This is a genomic window from Kitasatospora sp. NPDC004240 (genome assembly GCF_053603215.1).
This window is the reverse complement of record NZ_JBSGFD010000093.1, coordinates 1-17879: the sequence shown is the minus strand read 5'-3', so window position 1 is coordinate 17879 and position 17879 is coordinate 1. Positions and strand designations below refer to the sequence as shown.

Below are 17879 nucleotides of genomic sequence, written 5' to 3'. Positions count from 1 at the left end.
AGCGAACTCAGCGAACCCAGCGAACCCAGAGAACTCAGAGAACGGGGTGGCGAGATGTCTCTCGGACCTCCGCAGACCCAGGCCGACTCCTCCAGCACCTTCGACCCGGGGCAGGAGACCCCGAAGATCGACTTCGGCGTGCACGGCTCCAACGGGGACGGGCCGGGCGTCCTCGGCAGCAGCGCCACCCGGTCCACCACGGGCTCCGGGTCCGACGGCGCCATCGAGCGCGGGGCGGGCGTCCTGGGCGTCAACATCGCCGCCCAGGGCATCGGTGTCCACGGCTTCTGCGGCCAGGGCATCGGTGTCTCGGGCAGGGGCGGGGGCGACAACCCGGGCGTGCTAGGAAGGTCGACGACCGGCCCGGGGCTGTCCGGTGTGAGCGGCAAGGGGCCCGGTGTGTCGGGCACCAGTGGGCAGGGGGTGGGTGTCCTGGGCCGGGGTGTCGGTGCCGCCGCGGGGGTGTCCGGGGCCGCGGAGAGCGGCTCGGGGGTGGAGGGCGCGAGCATCAAGGGGCCCGGTGTGTCGGGCACCAGTGGGCAGGGGGTGGGTGTCCTCGGCCGGGGTGTCGCCTTCGCCGCCGGCGTCTCCGGGACCGCGGCGAGCGGCCCGGGTGTGGAGGGCGTGAGCGACCGCGGTCCGGGTGTCAGGGGCGAGAGCAGCAACGTCGACGAGGCCGGTGTGGTCGGTGTCGACCACGAGGGCACCGGGGTGATCGGCAACAGCGACTCCGGACCCGGTGTGGCGGGGGTCAGCGAGAACGGCGTCGGCGTCTCGGGTACGGGCGGTGGTTCCTCGGCCGGTGTGGCGGGGGCGGGTGGCAGCGGTCCGGGGGTGTCCGGGCAGAGCCAGACCGGCCCGGGGCTGAGCGGCAGGAGTGCCCAGGGTGCCGGTGTCTCGGGTACGGGCGGTGGTTCCTCGGCCGGTGTGGCGGGGGCGGGTGGCAGCGGTCCGGGGGTGTCCGGGCAGAGCCAGACCGGCCCCGGACTGCGCGGCACCAGCGGGCAGAACGTGGGTGTCTCGGGTACGGGCGGTGGTTCCTCGGCCGGTGTGGCGGGGGCGGGCACGGCCGGTCCGGGCGTGTCGGGGCAGAGCCAGACCGGCCCCGGGCTGCGCGGCACCAGCGCACAGGACGTCGGAGTCTTCGGTGCGGGCGGCGGCTCCGCCGCCGGTGTGAGCGGCGTCGGCACGGCAGGGCCGGGCGTGGTGGGGACCAGTACGAGTGGGCCGGGGGTCAGCGCCACCAGCCAGACGGGTGACGGGATGCTCGCCAGTACCCCGGGCGGCGGCACCGGGATCTTCGCCTCCAGCTTCGACGGCCTCGCCGTGCTCGGCCGCAACGGCCACTCCGACACCCAGGCGTTCGGGTTCGGGTTCGCGCCCAACACCGGCCCGGCGGTGATGGGTGCGAGCTTCAACGGCGCCGGCGTCCACGGTCGGAGCCTGAACGGCATCGGCGTGAGCGGCGACGGCGTGACCGGACTCTTCGCCCGGGGCAGCACCCTCGGCGCGAGGATCGAGGGCGACGTTGCCATCACCGGACGCCTCAGCAAGGGCGGCGGCGGGTTCCGGATCGACCACCCGCTGGATCCGGAGAACCGCTTCCTCTCCCACTCCTTCGTGGAGTCGCCGGAGATGAAGAACGTCTACGACGGCGTGGTGACCCTGGACACCGACGGCCGGGCGGAGGTCAGCCTGCCCGAGTGGTTCGAGGCGCTCAACGAGTCCGTCCGGTACCAGCTGACACCCGTGGGGGCGGCGGCACCCGATCTGCACGTGAGCCGCAAGCTCGCCGGCAACAGCTTCTCGATCGCGGGCGGCGGCGCGGGCCTGGAGGTGTGCTGGCAGGTGACGGGCGTTCGCCGTGACGCCTGGGCCCGGGCCAACCCGGTCGGCGGCGAGGAGGAGAAGGCACCGGAGGAATGCGGTCGTTACCTGTACCCCGAGGTCGTCGGGGAGCCGCCCGAGCGGTCGATCGCCGCGATGCGTGACCCGGCGGCGGTGACACGGACCACGGAGGGCGAACGGTAAGGGCCGGGACCGCTCATGAGAGAGAAAGGCAGCGACGATGCCCGTCAAACCGCCTGAATCACAGGACGTCCCCAGTGGTTTCGACCCGGGCCAGGAGACCCCGCCGCTCAGGTCCGGGGTGTGGGGCGACAGCGGCGTCGGGCCGGGCGTCATCGGCAGCTCCGGGCAGCCCGCCCCGGACGGCCCGCAGGACGCGGTCGAGGGCGGGGCGGGCGTCCTCGGCCTGAGCGTCGCGGAGGGCGGCACCGGGGTGCGCGGCCTCGCCGCCCGGGGGAGCGGCGTCCACGGACAGGGCGGCGGCGCCCATCCGGGTGTCACGGGTACGGCGGTGGACGGTCCGGGCGTGGCGGGGGTGAGCGAGCACGGCACCGGGGTGACCGGGGTCGCTGGGGGAACCGATCCGGGGGTGGCCGGTAGGAGCGCGCAGGGTGCCGGGGTGACCGGGGTCGCTGGGGGAACCGGTCCGGGGGTGGCCGGTAGGAGCGCGCAGGGCGCCGGGGTGACCGGGGTCGCTGGGGGAACCGGTCCGGGCGTGGCCGGCACCAGCACCACGGGCTCCGGGGTGACGGGCCAGAGCGTCCAGGGCGTGGGGGTGGGCGCGCGCAGCCAGAGCGGCATCGCGATGGCGGCGACCAGCGGCAGCGGTGCGGCGGTGCGTGCGGTCAGCAGTTCGGGGACAGCCGTCTCGGCACGCAGCGGACGGCTGCCGACGCCGTTCGATGCCGACGGCCTGGGCGATCCGGGTGGCATCCGGCCGACGGGGAATCCGCCCGCCTCCCCGTCGCCGGCCATCGAGGGCCTCGGGGTCGGTGGCGCCGGTGTCGTGGCGACGAGCTTCGGGACGGTGGGAGTCATCGCCAGTGGGCCGGTGGGGATCGTGGCCACCGGGCGGATCTTGGCGGGCCGGTTCCAGGGGAGCGTCCATGTGACGGGCGCGCTGATCAAGGGCGGTGGCGGGTTCCGGATCGATCACCCGCTGGACCCGGAGAACCGCTTCCTCGCCCACTCCTTCGTGGAGTCGCCGGAGCGCAAGAACGTCTACGACGGTACGGTCACGCTCGACGCCGGGGGCCGGGCCACGGTCGAACTGCCCGACTGGTTCGAGGCGTTGAACGAGGACTTCCGCTACCAGCTCACCGCGCTCGGCGCGCCGGCACCGGACCTGCACGTCAGCCGGGAGATCGGCGGGCGCAGCTTCCAGATCGCCGGTGGCGGGCCCGGGCAGCGGGTCAGCTGGCAGGTCACCGGCGTCCGGGCGGACGTCTGGGCGAAGGGGAACCCGCTGGAGATCGAGGAGGAGAAGCCGCCCGCCGAGCGTGGCTTCCTCCTCCACCCGGCGGAACGCGGTGAGCCGCCCGAGCGCGGCCTCGCCGCCGCGCCCGGAGCGGTGAACGTGACGCCTCGTACGACGAGTCGGAGGTGAGGACGGTGCCGATCAAACCGCCGCAGTCACAGGACGAGGCCAGCGGTTTCGACCCCGGCCAGGAGAGTCCGCCGATCAGGTTCGGGGTGTTCGGGGACAGCAATGTCGGTCCGGGGGTGCTGGGATGCAGCGGCCTGCCCGCCGGTGACGGCGAGATCCCGGGCGGGGTGGGCGTAGTGGGCGTGAACATCGCCGCGCAGGGCATCGGCGTGCACGGCGTCTGCCGCCGCGGCACGGGCGTTTCCGGCCGCGGCGGCGATGATGCGGCCGGCGTGTCCGGCCGGGCCGACCGGGGGCCGGGCGTCTCGGGGACGAGCGCGAAGGGCCCGGGGGTGTCCGGAACGGGCGGGGAGGGCCCCGGGGTGGAGGGGCGGGGCGGGACGTCGTCCGCCGGGGTGTCGGGGACGGGTACGGCCGGTCCGGGTGTGTCCGGCAGAAGCGGTACGGGCCCGGGTGTCTCGGGCACGGGCGCGGCGGGCGCCGGCGTGTCCGGGACGAGCGGGACGGGCCCGGGCATCTCGGGGACGAGTACGCAGGGGCCCGGCATCGCGGGGCAGGGCGACCAGGGCCCGGGTGTCCAAGGCCGGGGCGGGACGTCGTCCGCTGGTGTGTCGGGGACGGGTACGGCGGGCCCGGGGGTGTCCGGTACGAGCGGGACGGGCCCGGGTGTCTCGGGGACGGGTACCGCCGGTGCCGGTGTGTCCGGCAGGAGCGGTACGGGGCCCGGGGTGTCGGGGACGGGCGCGGCGGGCCCGGGTGTCTCCGGTACGAGCGGTACGGGTCCCGGGGTTTCGGGGACGAGCGCGAAGGGACCGGGGGTGTCCGGAACGGGCGGGGAGGGCCCCGGGGTGGAGGGACGGGGCGGGACGTCGTCCGTGGGGGTGGCCGGTACGGGCAACGACGGGCCGGGGGTCGCCGGGAGGAGCGTCCTGGGACCCGGGGTGACCGGTACGAGCGGGGGTGTCGGCGTCGAGGGGAACGGCGGCCGGGGCGCGACGGGAGTGGTGGGGACGAGCGACGAATCAGAAGACGAGGAGGGCTTCCACCACATCGGCACCGGGGTTCTCGGAACCGTCAGCGAGGGCACCGGTGTGGAGGGCTTCTCCGTGAACGGTCCCGGGATGTCGGGTCGCAGCCTGGACGGTGTGGGGGTGACCGGGAACAGCAACACACGCGCCGGGGTGTGGGGCTCCAGCGGGGAGGACGCGTTCGAGCTCGACCTTCAGGTCCCTCCGGGGAGCAAGGGCGTGGTCGGTGCGGGGGAAGTCGGCCTGTTCGGCATCGGTGTCGCCCTGGCCGCCGAGTTGGTCGGCAACGTCGAGGTGACCGGCACCATCAACAAGGCGGCCTGCCAGTTCCGCATCGACCACCCCCTCGATCCCGCGCACCGTACGCTGGCGCACTGCTCGGTGGAGTCGCCGGAGCGCAAGAACGTCTACGACGGCACGGTCACGCTCGACGACGACGGCCGGGCCACGGTCGAACTGCCCAACTGGTTCGAGGCGTTGAACGAGGACTTCCGCTACCAGCTCACCGCGCTCGGCGCGCCGGCGCCCGAACTGCACATCAGCCGGGAGATCGGCGGCAGCAGCTTCGACGTGGCCGGCGGCCGTCCCGGGCAGCGGGTGAGCTGGCTGGTCACCGGTGTCCGCGCGGACACCTGGGCACGGGAGCACCCGCTGCTGGTGGAGGAGGAGAAGCCGCCCGCCGGTAGTGATGCGGCCATCCGGCGCCCCCGGGTCCCCTCCACGAACGGCGGGCGCCACCGGCCCAGCATCGACCGGACGGACCACACCGGGCGACGGGAGCCCCTGCCCGACGCGCCGTCCTGACCCGGCACCGGCCCCCGGTCACGCCGCCACCGGCCGCGTCCGGTCCGTCCGTGCCAGGTCCGTCCGCGCCGGATCCGTCCACGCGTCATCCGTGAGGAGCAGCGCCGACGGCCCGGGTGCGGCCGCGCCCCGGAGGTACCCCGGCGCCCGCGGTGGGCCCGTTCCCACGGCCGGAGCCGGGGCCGTGGCCGGCGTCGGCCGACCCCGCCGCGGCTCCTTCCCCCGCACGCCCGGCGCTGCGCGACGGGCCGAACCGGTGCAAGCTGACTGTGGCCACGGCCCGGCCGCGGGGACCGCCCCCGGAGGCCGTCGGCATCCCCCGTGGGCCGCAACCGGCGGACCACGCTCGCGGACCCCCGCCCCGCCCCGCGCCACGCCGCGGGGCGGCGGCGGATCCGGACCGGAGTGCATCCCGAACCCCCGGCCCGGGCCACGCCCGCGAACCCCGAGGGAGGACCTCATGACATCACCCACCAACACCTCACCCGGTGACCCCGAAGGCGCGACCACTCCACCCCAGAACCTCCGGCTGGAGGCGAACGAGAGGATCGTGGTCTCGCCGGACTCGCCACGGTTCGCGGGCGGCTACCGCCAGGTGCGGCCGCGGACGATCGACGAGGTGCGCAAGCTGCTCGGCCCCGCCAACGTCCCCGAGCACGCCGTGCGCGCGGACGGCCTCCGGCTGCGCACCGGCGAGCTGACGAAGCGCCTGCTGCGCCCCGAGGACCTGGACGTGAAGGACCCGATCGCCCGTGGCGAGGCGCGCACCCTCGCCTACCTGGCCGCCCGCGAGTACGTCCACGCCGCCAGTCCGGCGGCCTTGAAGCAGTGGCGTCCGGCGATCGACCGGTGGCTCGCCGACGTGCGGCCGATCATCCACATCTTCACCGCCGGGGACATCGACATCGCGGACGGCGCGACGCTCACCCTGTCGGCCAGCACGCAGGGACTCGTGGCCCGCCGTATCCGGATGCGCGGCCGCGGCCGCATCGTCTGCCTGGGGAACGTGAAGATCAGCGCCGTCTCGGTCGAGGGCACGCCGGCGTGACGGCGGTGACCCGATCCGGCCGGTACCCGTACCGGGACACGTACAACGAGAGGTTGAGCGACCATGCCTGACATCAACAGCGGCGGCGCGGACGGTGCCGACGGATTTCCCGGGACGGCCGGCGGCCTCGGCTCGACCGGTCAGGTCGGCGACGCCGGGGTCGACCACTGGGTCGGCAGCGATCCACCGGGCGACGGCGGCCTCGGTGGCGACGGTGTGAGCGGGGCCGACGGCACGGCCGGCGGCGCCGGAAGGAACGGCAGCAACATCGTCCTGGAGGTGGACGACTTCGTCGTCGGCTTCAACGTCAACACGGGCGGCGGGCGCGGTGGCCGCGGCGGTGACGGCGGCCGGGGCGGTGACGGCGGCTTCGGCGGCAGCGGCGGGGAGCCCGCGCACGACGGCGACCCGGACGGCGACGGGGGCGACGGCGGTGACGGCGGCAGCGGCGGCAACGGAGGCCGGGGCGGTGACGGCGGCGACGGCGGCAACATCACGATCGTGGCCAACACCATCACGACCGGAACGGTCAGTGGGACCTCCGCCGGCGGTCCGGGCGGACTCGGCGGCGCCGCCGGTGCCGGCGGGTCGGGCGGAGGACCCGGCACCGGCAACAACGCCGGTGCCCAGGGCGGCCCCGGTGCCACCGGCGAGACCGGCGCCTCGGGCCTCAGCGGGGCCGACGGCTCCGTCGCCATCATCGAGCGGATCCCCACCCCGTGACGGGAGAGCCGTGCCGGTCCTGACCCCCACGACGGCCCGGCTGGACCATCTGGTCGGCGGGCAGCTGCGGTCCCTCGCCGCGGCTGCCCGCCTGCCGCACGCGACGGCCGAGCGGCTCGGGGCGGTGTTCGAGGTGCTGACCCGGGAGTCCCTCGACCGGGCCACCGCCGAGGCCTATCCGGGCCTGTCCCGGATCAACGCCAACGGCCTCCCCTTCCAGTGGTCGGCCTGCTTCAGCACCGCGGGCCCACCGGCGGCGGTGCGGTTCCTGTGCGAGTCCGGCACCCCGGGGACCGGCGTGCGCGAACGGCTGGAGCTGTCGCTGGACCGGCTCGGCCGGGCCTGCCGCGTCCTCGGCCTGCCCGGCGTCCCCGGCTGGTTCACGCGGGACGTCCTGCCCACCGTCCTGCCGGACGGCCGGGACCTTCCGCCGCACTGGCGCGGCGCCCTGTGGACGGGAGTGGGCGCGGCGGGACCCACCGTCGCGCTCAAGCCCTACCTCAACCTCGACCGGGACCGGCCGCTCGACCGCTGGCGGCGCGTCGGCCGGGTGCTCAGGGCCCTCGGCCGGGAGCGCGCCCTGGAGCGGCTGTGCGAGGTGTCCTCGCAGGTGTCGGCCGGGTCATGGCCGGTCGGCCTCGCCGTGGACATCACGCCCACGGGCGAACCGGGGCGCGTGAAGACGTACTTCAGGTCCGAGGGCGTGACCGCGGCCTGGTTGCAGCGCTGGTACACCGCCGTCGGAGCGGCGGCCCACCTGCCGGCCGTACGCGAGCTGCTCGACGCCTTCCCCCACCCGGACCGGGCCCGCTACCCCGACGGGGCGTTCGTCCTGACCCTGGAGGCGCATCCCGCCGACGGTGTCCTCACGCTCAAGACCGACCTCGCCGTCACCCGGTGGACCGCGGGCGACGCGCCCGCCGTACGGGCCACCGCCCGGCTGCTCGGCCGCCTCGGCCTGGATCCCGCCGGGCCCGCCGCCACCCTCGCGGCCCTGGGCGCACCGCCGGCGGCGGAGGACCGCGGCGAGGTCCTGCGCTTCGTCGGCCTCGGGTACGAACCCGACGGCTCGCGCCACGTCAACCTCTACCTCGAACCGCCCCCGGTCGCGCCCTTGGTCGCGCCGCCGGCCTCGCCGACGGTGGAGTCCCGGGGCGGGACGCGCCGTCCGGGGCCCGGGAGGCCGTCCGGTCCGGAGGCGGCCGCCGCCGTCCGCCGCGGCCTTGGGTGGCTGAACCGGGCGCAGCAGGAAGGCCGTTGGACCGACTACACGCTGCCGGTGGGCACCGCCGACGCCTGGGTGACGGCCTACGTCCTCAGCCAACTGCCGGGCCTTCCCGCCGATGCCGCGCTCGGGTGGCTGCACGCGGCCCGCACCCCGGGGGGAGGCTGGGGCTACAACGGGACCTGCGACGACGACGCGGACTCCACCGGACTGGCGGTGCGGGCGCTGCGGGCGCGGGGCCTGCCCGTCCCGTCGGGGGCGCTGGCCGTGCTCCGCCGGTGCCGCCACCCCGACGGTGGCGTCGCGACCTACCCGCCGGGTTCGCTGCCCGGCGGGGCGTGGGCCGCGCCGACCGCCGACGTGACCGCGACGGCGGTGGCGGGCCTCGGCACCGGAGCGGCCCGGGCGGCGTCCTGGCTCCTCGGCGGGCGCGGTGACGACGGGCTGTGGCGGTCCTACTGGTGGCTGACGCCGCTGTACCCGACGGCGTCCTCCCTCGATCTGCTGACCGGTGGCCTGCCGACCGGTGACCGCCTCACCGGCGGGCTGCCGACCGGTGGCCCGCCGGCCGGTCCGCAGCGCAGGCCCGTGACGGACCGGGCGCTCGAACCGACCCGTGAGGCGGTGCGCCGCTACGTGCCCGACGGCGCCTTCGAGACCGCGCTGCTCCTGCGCTGCCGGCTCGCCCTGGGAGCCCCCGAGGCGTACGAGACGCTCGGGGCGCTCCTCGACGGGCAGCGCCCCGACGGCTCCTGGCCGGCCTCGGCCCACCTGCGGCTGACCGCACCGACCGTCCACGAGCCGTGGAACGTGGCGGACGCCGGCACCGTCCATCTCGATCACCAGGGCATTCTCACCACCGCGACGGTCCTCGGTGCCCTGATGGCGCTCGACCCCGGCATCCCGGCGGCCGGCACCGCGCGTTGAGGTGCTCGGCCGGCGGTGTCCGGCGCCGATCCGTCCGGTCGGGAGCCCGCCGGGTCGGGCGGTGCGGGGGCGGGCGGGGCGTCCGAGTCGTGGGCCGAGTGGACCTGGGGGCCCGGTTCACGGCAAAGTGGTCTATACCTCTAAAGTGGTTAAAGGAGCGATGGGCCCTACATGGAAATCGTGATCGTCCCCGACGCCGACGCGGCCGGCGAGCTGATCGCCTCGGCGATCGGCGATCTGCTGTCCCGCAAGTCCGACGCGCTGCTCGGCGTGGCCACCGGCTCGACCCCGCTGCCGATCTACCAGGCGCTCGCCGCCCGGGTACGGGCCGGTGAACTGGACGCCTCCGGCGCCCGGATCTGCCAGCTGGACGAGTACGTGGGCCTGCTGGCCGGCCACCCCGAGTCCTACCGCTCGGTCGTGCTGCGCGAGGTGGTGGAGCCGCTCGGCCTGACCGAGGCCTCCTTCCTGGGCCCCGACGGCAACGCGGCGGACATCGCCGAGGCCGCGGCGGCGTACGACCGCGCGCTCGCGGAGGCCGGCGGCGTGGACCTCCAGCTGCTCGGCATCGGCACCGACGGCCACATCGGCTTCAACGAGCCGTGCTCCTCGCTGTCCTCCCGGACGCGCATCAAGACGCTCACCCGGCAGACCCGGGTGGACAACGCCCGCTTCTTCGACAGCCTCGACGAGGTCCCGCACCACGTCATCACCCAGGGCATCGGCACCATCCTGGAGGCGCGGCACCTGATCCTGCTGGCCACCGGCGAGGCCAAGGCGGAGGCCGTCGCGCTGGCCGTCGAGGGCCCGCTCGCCGCGGTCGTCCCGGCCTCGGCCCTCCAGCTGCACCCGCACGCCACCGTGGTCGTCGACGAGGCCGCCGCCTCCCGCCTCAAGCTCGCCGACTACTACCGCGACACCTACGCCGCCAAGCCGGCCTGGCAGAAGCTCTGACCCGACGGCTCCCCCGGAGCCCCGCCACGCCCCCGCCCCGACCCCGCCCGGTCGGGGCGGGGGGCACGGCCGTCCCGCCCCCGGCCACCCGGACCAGTAGGGTCTGGCCGTGAGGGGCGTAGCGCCGGTGCGGGGAGGGCGGTCGTGGTGGTGTCGGGGTCGCGGGCCGGATTCGGCCTGGAGTTCCACGTCGAACAGGACCCGGGGCTGCTGTGCGTCGACGTCTTCGTCGGCGGTCTCCATGTGAACGCCTTGGACAACGCGTTCTACCCGCCGCTGCTGGTCAAGAAGCTCAAGGACGAGCTCGGCCGCTTCCGCACGCCGACCGCGCCGCCGGCGGGCTTCACCTCGGCGTCCGAGGCGTTCCGCCTCGCCGAGGACTGGATGTGCGGCGACGCCGGTACGGGAACGGCCCCCGGGGCCGGGGAGGGGCTCGCGGGGTACCGGTTCCTGGACTGGGGCGAGTGCACCGACGACGTGCTGGCGTTCGCGTTCCCCGACGGGGAGCGGGTCCGCCTCGCCTGCCGGGTGCACGGTGACGCGGGTCCGCAGGCGTCAACGGTGGTACCGGTGAGCCGGTCGTCGTTGGTCAGGACGCTGGAGCACGGCCTCGTCGTCGCCGAACGCGAGTGGTCCGCCCGGCTCGCCGCCATGAAGGCCCGCGGTGACACGGGTGACGAGGGGGGCGTGTCCGGCGCGCTCTCTCGGTAGGCGCGCGCCGAACGGCCGGTCACCACCACTTCTCAACGGCTGCGAGGAGGACGCCGGCCCGAGCGCCGGGCGATCGGGCGGACCCCGTCGTGGATCACTGCCCACCGGCGCCTCGCACGTGACCGCGAGGCCGGCCCCGCGCCCGGCCCCCTCGGGTGTCGCCGGTGTCACCAGGAGACGGCCTCGTCCATGGACTGCTGCCAGTAGGTGACCTTGAGGGAGTCGTCCACGTAGACGCCGTTGGCGGGCAGCGACGGGTTGGCGCCCGTGCCGACGCTCTCGTTGCCGGAGGGGCCGTGGAAGTAGACGGCCAGGGACGTGACGGTGTGGCCGTTCGAGCCGTTGCCGCCGTCGGTGGAGGACAGGTTGACGGAGGCGTAGCCGGACTCGCCGGGCTTGAGCGTGACGACGGCCTGCGGCCGCGACTCGGTGATGACCGGGGGCACGGACTGGGCCTCGCCGAATCGTACGGCCGGGTAGCCGTAGAGGTGGCAGATGCCGGAGCCGGTGTTGGTGACCGTGATCAGCATGTGGTTCACGGGGCGGTTCAGCGGGGCGGCGGTGGTCTTGGTGTTGGAGCCCTGACAGGTGGTCGGCTCGGCGGCCGCAGGGGCTGCCGGGGACTTCGGCGCGGTGGTGGGGGCGGGCTTCGGAGCGGTGCTCTGGGGCCCGCCGGCCGGGCCCTTGCCCGCGGAGGCGGAGGCGGAGGCGGTGGCGCTGCCGCCGGCGGCGGTGGTGGCGGGAGCCGGGGCCGGCGTGGCGGGCGGGGCGGCAGTGACCGCCGGGGTGGACGACGGGGCGGCTGCCGCCTTGCCGTCCCCGTCGCCGCCGCACGCGGTCATCGAGAGGGCGGCGAGCGCGGCGCTCGCGGCGACGGTGATCAGACGGGTGCGGGAGGTGCGGACGGACATGTGGTCGTGCCCCTTTCGGCATTCGCTCGGGTGGTGCGTCGATCGGATGACCGAAGCCTGCGCAGCGATCCGTCCCGGCTGCCAGGGCCGGCGGCACGATCGGTAGGGTGGAACGGCGATCGGGGCTCTGACCAGCGAGGGTGGAACAGGGCTGGAACGCTGGAACGGGACGCCGGGGGATCGGGAGGAACAGGTGTCTGAGGACACGGGGGCGGCTGAGACGGAGGAGTTCGCGCGGTTGCTGCGCGAACTCAAGGACCGCTCGGGCCTGAGTTACGGAACGCTGGCCAAGCGGCTGCACATGAGCACGTCGACGTTGCACCGCTACTGCAGCGGCACGGCGCTGCCCCATGAGTACGCACCGGCGGAGCGCTTCGCCCGGTTGTGCCGGGCGACCCCGGAAGAGCTCGTGGAACTGCACCGGAGCTGGATCCTGGCGGACGCGGCCCGTGCGCGACGGGCGGGCCGGGCCGCCGAGCCGGAGCCGAAGTCGAATCCGGAGCCGAAGCTGAATCAGGCTCCGGAGCCGGAGCCTGCGGTGGCCCAGACCCAGACCCAGACCCAGAACCAGACCCCGGCTCCGGCCCCGGCTCCGGCTGTCGTCGTCCCGGCGGTGGAGCCCTCACCGCCGAGGCGCCATCGCCGCGCGATGATCGCCTCCGCCGCGGCCGTCGCCCTGCTGGCCGCCGTGGTGACGGTCGGGCGTTGGGGCGGCGGGAACGGCGCGGACGGTCGGCAGACGGCCGGCGCCACGATGTCGACCGTGCCGCAACCCTCCCTGGCCGCCCCCACCGTCCCCACCGCCGGGACCGTCCCCACCACCGGGGCCACTACCACCGGGGCCGCGCCGGCGACGTCGAACCCGACCCCCGCCGCCACCCCGCCCGACGGCGCGCCCGCCCCGCTCACCGTGGGCGTCCGCCCGTACGTCTACGCCGACCCGTGCAGCCAGCACTTCCTCGTCAACAGCGCGCCGGCCCAGGTCGGGCCGCCCGCCACCACCGAGCGCGACGCCCCGCGCTGGGCCGCCGCCTACGGCGCGGTCTCCTCCGGCGAGCAGATGGTCGCCCTCACCGTCCAGGGCACCGGAGCGGACACGGTGGTCCTGGAGGCACTGCACGTGCGGATCACGGTCAAGGGCGCGCCGCTCGCCTGGAACGACTACTCGATGGGTGTCGGCTGCGGCGGCGGGGTCGACTCCAAGTCCTTCGAGATCGACCTCGACCGGGGCAGTCCCGTGATCTCCCTCAAGGGCGGCCAGCGCGACTTCCCGTACAAGGTCAGCAAGTCCGACCCCGAGGTCTTCTACGTCACCGCTCACACCAGGGCGCACGACGTCCGCTGGGACCTCTCCCTGGACTGGTCCAGCGGCGACCGCCGCGGCACCATCCGCGTCGACAACGCCGGCGCCCCCTTCCGGACCAGCGCCGACGTCAACCGCCCCGGCTACGACTACCCCCTGGGCGGCGGCGAGTGGATCAAGCGGACGGTCGGTTAGGCCCTGAAAGCCGTCACCCGGTAATCCGGCGGCGCGGTGCCGGCCCGTCCCGGTACCGTGTGCGCCTGCCGGGCCGTCCGGCCGGGTTCACGGGGCCATGGTCAGCCCCGCCGTGGCGGCGCCCCGGCTGAGGACCACCGAGCGGATGTGCTCCAGCGCCCGGGTGTAGTCGCCCCGCCCGGGGGCGTGGGCGATGGCCCTGCGCAGGTCGAGGACGCGGCACGGCGGGCCGAGGTCGGTCACCTGCGGGAGGAACTCGGCCCCGGCGACCGTCCAGCGCTGCCCCGGTGCGGCGGGCGGGGCGAAGGTGAACCGGGCGATCGAGCTCCAGTTGCCCCGCGGGTCCTCGACGTCGTCGTAGGTGAACATGTGCCCGGCGAGCTGGTCGCCGAGGCCGTACACCGTCCAGGTGCCGTTGATCTTCTCGTACGCCTGCGGGATGTGCGCGTGGGTGCCGAGGATCAGGTCGATGTCGGAGCGGCCTCCGTCCGGCCCGGTGGACAGCTCGCGGGCCAGGGTGAGCTGCTGCTCGTTCGGCGCGTCCTGCCATTCGGTGCCCCAGTGGACGCTGACCACCACGACGTCCGCGCCGCCGGCCCGGGCGGCCCTCGCGTCGGCGAGGATGCGGCCGCGGTCGATCAGGTTCACCGCCCAGGGACGGCCCTCGGGCAGCGGGATGCCGTTGGTGCCGTAGGTGTAGGCGAGCTGCGCCACGGTCGCGCCGCCGGCCCTCAGCAGCGCCGGCCGTCCGGCCTCGGCCTCGTCGCGGGCCGAGCCGGTGTGCGCCAGGCCCACGGCGTCCATCGCGTCGAGCGTGCGCCGGATGCCGGCCGGGCCGTCGTCGAGGGTGTGGTTGGAGGCGGTGTCGCAGGAGGTGTACCCGGCGTCCTTGAGGGCCCGGGCGATCTGCGGCGGCGACTTGAACGACGGGTAGCCGGTGAAGGGCCCGCCGTCGGCGCCGTAGACGGTCTCCATGTGGCAGATCGCGAGGTCCGCGCCGCTGATCAGCGGTTTGACGTCGGCGAACATCGGGCCGAAGTCGTACCCGTCGCCGCCCGCGTCGGTGTGGGCCTGCCGGATGATCTCCGTGTGCGGCAGGACGTCGCCGGTGGCGAGGAGCGTGAACGCCCGCGGGCCCGACGGGGACGCCTCCGTCGTCGGGGCCGGGCTCGTGGGCGGCGGTGGTGGGACCGTGGGCGACCCGCAGCCCAGGGGGAGGAGGAGCAGGGCGACGGCGACCGTGACGGCCCCTCGACGGCGCAGGCACATGGTCGATCCATCTCATGATAGGAAAACCTGACTGATCCTCCGACTATGCGACGCCCCACCCCCTCCCGCACGCCCCCACGCCCCGGTGTCACCCGGGCGACCCCGCCGCACCCGCACGCCAGGGCGTCGCCTCCCGGGGCCCGCGTACGCCCGGACCTGCGGCCGGTCGGAGCACCACGCCGTCGCGGATCTCCACCACCCGGTCGGCGAGCTCCATCAGCTGCGGATCGTGCGTGGCGACCACCGCCGTGACCCCCTCGTCGCGGACGACCGCGCACAGCAGTTCCATGACGGCCCGGCCGGTCTCCGAGTCCAGCTGGCCGGTCGGCTCGTCCGCGACGAGCAGGGCCGGCCGGTTGGCCAGGGCCCGCGCGATGGCCACCCGCTGCTGCTGGCCGCCGGACAGCTCGCCGGGGCGCTGGTCGGCGTGGCCGTCCAGGCCCACCAGGGACAGCAGCGTGCGCACCCGCTCCTCGCGTTCGGTCACCGGTGTGTGCCGCAGCCGCATCGGCACGCCGACGTTCTCCGCCGCCGTCAGTTCCCCGATCAGGGCGAAGGACTGGAAGACGAACCCGATCCGGTCGCGCCGCAGGGCCAGCAGGCCCGGCTCGTCCAGGGCGGCGAGGTCGACGCCGGCCACGGTGATCCGCCCCGAGGTCGGCACGTCCAGGCCGCCGACCAGGTTGAGCATGGTCGTCTTGCCCGAGCCCGACCTGCCCTTGAGGACGGTGAGTTCGCCGCGGCGGGCGGTGAAGGACGCACCGCGCAGCGCGTCCACCCGCCGGGCGCCGGCACCGTAGCTGCGCCGTACGTCCTCGACCACCACCATGGCCGGCGCGGCGTCCTGCCCCGTGCTCCCGGTCCCTGTCCCGCCCTTGGTTCCGCTCCCGTTCCCGCTCATGCGAGCTCCCCTTCCAGCTGCGACGCCGGCTCGGCCGGCCGGACCGTGATGTGGTCGGATTCCAGGGCCAGCCTGACCCGGTGGCGCAGGCCCAGCGCCCGGGTGAACTCCGGCGGCAGCTGCAGCCGGCCGACGTCGTCGAGCACCGCGTACTCCTGCCCGCTCTCGCCCGGCCGCGCGCGCAGCACCTCGGCGGCGGTCCGGCCGTTGCGGATGCGGACCGTCCGGCGCACCTGCCGGGCGACCGCGTGGTCGTGCGTCACGATCACCACGGTGGCGCCCAGTTCGTCGTTGGCCCGGCGCAGGGCCTCGAAGACCTCCTCGCCGGTGGCGGTGTCCAGTTCGCCGGTCGGTTCGTCGGCGAGCAGCAGCGTGGGCCGGTTGGCGTTGGCGACCGCGATGGCCACCCGCTGCTGCTGGCCGCCGGACATCTCGCCCGGCCGGCGGCCCGCCAGGTCGGCGATGCCGAACACGTCGAGCAGCTCCATCGCCCGGGCCGGCCGGTCGCGCCGGGGCAGGCCCGCGTAGCGCATCGGCAGCATGGTGTTCTCCAGGGCGGTCAGGTAGGGCAGCAGGTTCCGCGCGGTCTGCTGCCAGACGAACCCCACCGTCCGCCGGCGGTAGTCGAGCCTCCGCCGGCGGTCCATCGCGGTGAGGTCGTGGCCGTCCACCAAGGCGGTGCCGGCGGTCGGGGTGTCCAGGCCCGACAGGATGCCGAGCAGGGTCGACTTGCCCGAGCCGGAGGCGCCGACGACGGCCAGCACCTCGGACCGCCGGACGGTGAGGTCCAGGCCCTGGAGCGCCTGGACCTCCACGTCCCCGCTGCGGTGGATCCGCACCAGGTTCCGGCACACCACGAGGCCGGATCCGTCCGGCTCGTGGTCGGCGGCGGCGTGCTCGCGCGGGCGCGCCGGGCTCCTGCGGTCGGGGATCACTGTCACGGGGCCTCTCCGAGTCTCAGCACGGCACCCGGGCGCCGGCGGCGTCCGAGCAGGGTTTCCAGGACGGCCACCGAGGCCACCAGGAGCACGAGTCCCAGTCCGAGGGCCGCGGTGAGGGCCCAGTCGGGGGACGGGTCGGGCTGCGGCCCGCCGCCGAAGGCGGCCAGGTCCAGCACCGGGCCGAGCGCGGCCGGCAGCAGCAGGCCCAGCGCGGTGCCGCCGAGCGCCGCGGACACCACCAGCGGCAGCAGCTCCACCACCTGGAGGACGGCCGCCGGCCCGCTGCCCAGACCCATGGTGCGCAGGTACGAGACGGTGCGGGCACGGTCGCGGGCGCCCAGCGCGAGCTCCAGCACCACCACGAGCAGCGCGATCGACAGGCTCCCGGCCCCGGCGGTCAGGACGGAGCGGTCCAGGGCCGTCGCCAGGCCGTCGTGCTCCAGCAGCGCCCGTTCCGCGGCGAGGGTGCGCAGTTCCACCGGGGAGCCGGCGGCCCCCGTCCGGGCGGCCGCCTTGCGGACCTCGTCCTCGTCGAGGTGCCCGCCGCCGTCCAGCCTCAGCAGGACGGCGGAGCGCCCCGGCCCGTCCGGCGGCGGCGCGGTACGGGCCGACACCAGCAGCGGGGCGCCGGGGGGCCGTTCGCCGAGCAGCGGGCCCAGCACCGGATCCCGGCGGGCCGCCTCGGGCAGGGTGCCGACGATCCGCAGACGGAGCAGGTCCGTTCCCCCGCCGGCGTCGAGCAGGCCGTCGGGGTGGCGGGCCAGCAGCGCGGGGTCGGCCAGCACGTCGAGCACCGGGGCGTCCTCGGGGACGGCGCGGGCGGCCGCCGGAAGCCGGGCCTCCCGCACCGCCCGGCCGAGCGCGGACGCGGGCGCGACCTCCAGCAGTGCCACCGGGTCGACGTCGGCCAGCACCGCCGCCGGCGCCACCGTGCCGTCGCCGCCGACGAGGTCCTGCACCCGGGTGTGGACGGCGGCGGTGCCGGCGACCCCGGGCAGCCCGGCGAGCTCGGCCCGCGCCGAGGCGACCGTGCCCGGCCCGAGCAGGACGGCGTCGGCACCGGAGCGCCAGGCCGCGGTCTGCGCCCGGCCCTGCTGGAGGGTGTGGGCGACCAGGCCGCCGAAGACCGCCTGGGAGAGGGCCACCACCAGGACGAGCAGGGTGAGCGAGCCGGCGGTGGCCGCCCGGCCCGCCCTGGCCAGGGCGACCAGCGGGACGACCGAGGCGCGACCGCGCGCCCACCGCAGGAGCCGGCGCACCGGCAGCGGGTGGATCCGGAGCAGGACGACGACCACGGCGAGCCCCAGCAGGGTGGGCAGCAGGGCCAGTTGCGGGTCGACCCGGCCGCCCGGGGCCACGCCCTGGCGGACTCGCACCGAGATCCACGCGGTGAGCGCGAGCAGCAGGACCGCCGCCTCGACGACCGGCCTGCGACCGCCGGACCGGGCCGGGCGCGGCCGGCCCCCCGAGGGCCGGCGGCGTCGC

Annotated in this window: 13 protein-coding genes and 1 pseudogene; 9 read left to right on the top strand and 5 right to left on the bottom strand. The window is 75.7% G+C overall.

Going from position 1 to position 17879, the window contains the following annotated elements:
* Nucleotides 1-54: 54 nt before the first annotated feature.
* From ACWEQL_RS24165 to ACWEQL_RS24130, 8 genes are all read left to right on the top strand, one after another.
* Complete coding sequence (locus tag ACWEQL_RS24165; RefSeq protein WP_452152385.1) at nt 55-2031, top strand: hypothetical protein; 1977 nt, start codon at nt 55-57, stop codon at nt 2029-2031.
* A 37-nt stretch (nt 2032-2068) separates the two neighbouring features.
* The gene (locus ACWEQL_RS24160; RefSeq protein ID WP_452152384.1) at nt 2069-3454 is read left to right on the top strand and encodes a hypothetical protein; all 1386 of its coding nucleotides are present in this window, start codon (nt 2069-2071) and stop codon (nt 3452-3454) included.
* 941 nt (nt 3455-4395) lie between these two features.
* Nucleotides 4396-5286, top strand: a complete 891-nt coding sequence (locus tag ACWEQL_RS24155; protein WP_452152383.1) for a hypothetical protein — start codon at nt 4396-4398, stop codon at nt 5284-5286.
* A gap of 460 nt (nt 5287-5746) precedes the next feature.
* Nucleotides 5747-6334, top strand: coding sequence for a hypothetical protein (locus tag ACWEQL_RS24150; protein ID WP_452152382.1), 588 nt, complete (start codon nt 5747-5749; stop codon nt 6332-6334).
* A gap of 63 nt (nt 6335-6397) precedes the next feature.
* Entirely contained in the window at nt 6398-7057 is a 660-nt protein-coding gene (locus ACWEQL_RS24145; protein WP_452152381.1) for a hypothetical protein, read from the top strand.
* A 10-nt stretch (nt 7058-7067) separates the two neighbouring features.
* A complete protein-coding gene (locus ACWEQL_RS24140; protein WP_452152380.1) occupies nt 7068-9209 on the top strand; it encodes a hypothetical protein in 2142 nt (713 codons plus the stop codon).
* A 171-nt stretch (nt 9210-9380) separates the two neighbouring features.
* Nucleotides 9381-10163 (top strand): glucosamine-6-phosphate deaminase, encoded by a 783-nt coding sequence (locus tag ACWEQL_RS24135; RefSeq protein ID WP_452152379.1) that lies wholly within the window; start codon nt 9381-9383, stop codon nt 10161-10163.
* Nucleotides 10164-10307: 144 nt separating this feature from the next.
* Entirely contained in the window at nt 10308-10874 is a 567-nt protein-coding gene (locus ACWEQL_RS24130) for a hypothetical protein (protein WP_452152378.1), read from the top strand.
* A 167-nt stretch (nt 10875-11041) separates the two neighbouring features.
* Here the strand turns inward: ACWEQL_RS24130 and ACWEQL_RS24125 are convergent, their stop codons facing one another.
* Nucleotides 11042-11785, bottom strand: a complete 744-nt coding sequence (locus ACWEQL_RS24125) for a DUF4232 domain-containing protein (protein WP_452152377.1) — start codon at nt 11783-11785, stop codon at nt 11042-11044.
* A 193-nt stretch (nt 11786-11978) separates the two neighbouring features.
* Here ACWEQL_RS24125 and ACWEQL_RS24120 point away from each other — a divergent pair, with 193 nt between their 5' ends.
* Nucleotides 11979-13283 carry a helix-turn-helix domain-containing protein gene (locus ACWEQL_RS24120; RefSeq protein ID WP_452152376.1) on the top strand — a complete coding sequence of 435 codons (1305 nt, stop codon included), beginning with the start codon at nt 11979-11981 and terminating at the stop codon, nt 13281-13283.
* Nucleotides 13284-13370: 87 nt separating this feature from the next.
* Here ACWEQL_RS24120 and ACWEQL_RS24115 read toward each other — a convergent pair whose 3' ends face one another.
* The 4 genes and pseudogenes from ACWEQL_RS24115 to ACWEQL_RS24100 form a co-directional block, all read right to left on the bottom strand.
* Nucleotides 13371-14552: a CapA family protein gene (locus ACWEQL_RS24115; protein WP_452152375.1), complete on the bottom strand. Its 1182-nt coding sequence runs from the start codon at nt 14550-14552 to the stop codon at nt 13371-13373.
* Between the two features lie 88 nt (nt 14553-14640).
* Nucleotides 14641-15453: an ABC transporter ATP-binding protein gene (locus tag ACWEQL_RS24110; protein ID WP_452152374.1), complete on the bottom strand. Its 813-nt coding sequence runs from the start codon at nt 15451-15453 to the stop codon at nt 14641-14643.
* Nucleotides 15450-16394, bottom strand: coding sequence for an ABC transporter ATP-binding protein (locus ACWEQL_RS24105; RefSeq protein ID WP_452152373.1), 945 nt, complete (start codon nt 16392-16394; stop codon nt 15450-15452). Before ACWEQL_RS24105 ends, ACWEQL_RS24110 begins: the two co-directional genes overlap by 4 nt.
* Nucleotides 16391-17879, bottom strand: a pseudogene (locus tag ACWEQL_RS24100) (hypothetical protein); the annotation flags it as partial. The pseudogene ACWEQL_RS24100 and the gene ACWEQL_RS24105, both read right to left, overlap by 4 nt.

Excerpts from the sequence above, each read along its gene's own strand:
- ACWEQL_RS24115 (WP_452152375.1), bottom strand. The coding sequence starts at position 14,552 with ATGTGCCTGCGCCGTCGAGGGGCCGTCACGGTCGCCGTCGCCCTGCTC.
- ACWEQL_RS24125 (WP_452152377.1), bottom strand. The coding sequence starts at position 11,785 with ATGTCCGTCCGCACCTCCCGCACCCGTCTGATCACCGTCGCCGCGAGC.
- ACWEQL_RS24135 (WP_452152379.1), top strand. The coding sequence starts at position 9,381 with ATGGAAATCGTGATCGTCCCCGACGCCGACGCGGCCGGCGAGCTGATC.
- ACWEQL_RS24165 (WP_452152385.1), top strand. The coding sequence starts at position 55 with ATGTCTCTCGGACCTCCGCAGACCCAGGCCGACTCCTCCAGCACCTTC.
- ACWEQL_RS24145 (WP_452152381.1), top strand. The coding sequence starts at position 6,398 with ATGCCTGACATCAACAGCGGCGGCGCGGACGGTGCCGACGGATTTCCC.
- ACWEQL_RS24150 (WP_452152382.1), top strand. The coding sequence starts at position 5,747 with ATGACATCACCCACCAACACCTCACCCGGTGACCCCGAAGGCGCGACC.
- ACWEQL_RS24110 (WP_452152374.1), bottom strand. The coding sequence starts at position 15,453 with ATGAGCGGGAACGGGAGCGGAACCAAGGGCGGGACAGGGACCGGGAGC.
- ACWEQL_RS24160 (WP_452152384.1), top strand. The coding sequence starts at position 2,069 with ATGCCCGTCAAACCGCCTGAATCACAGGACGTCCCCAGTGGTTTCGAC.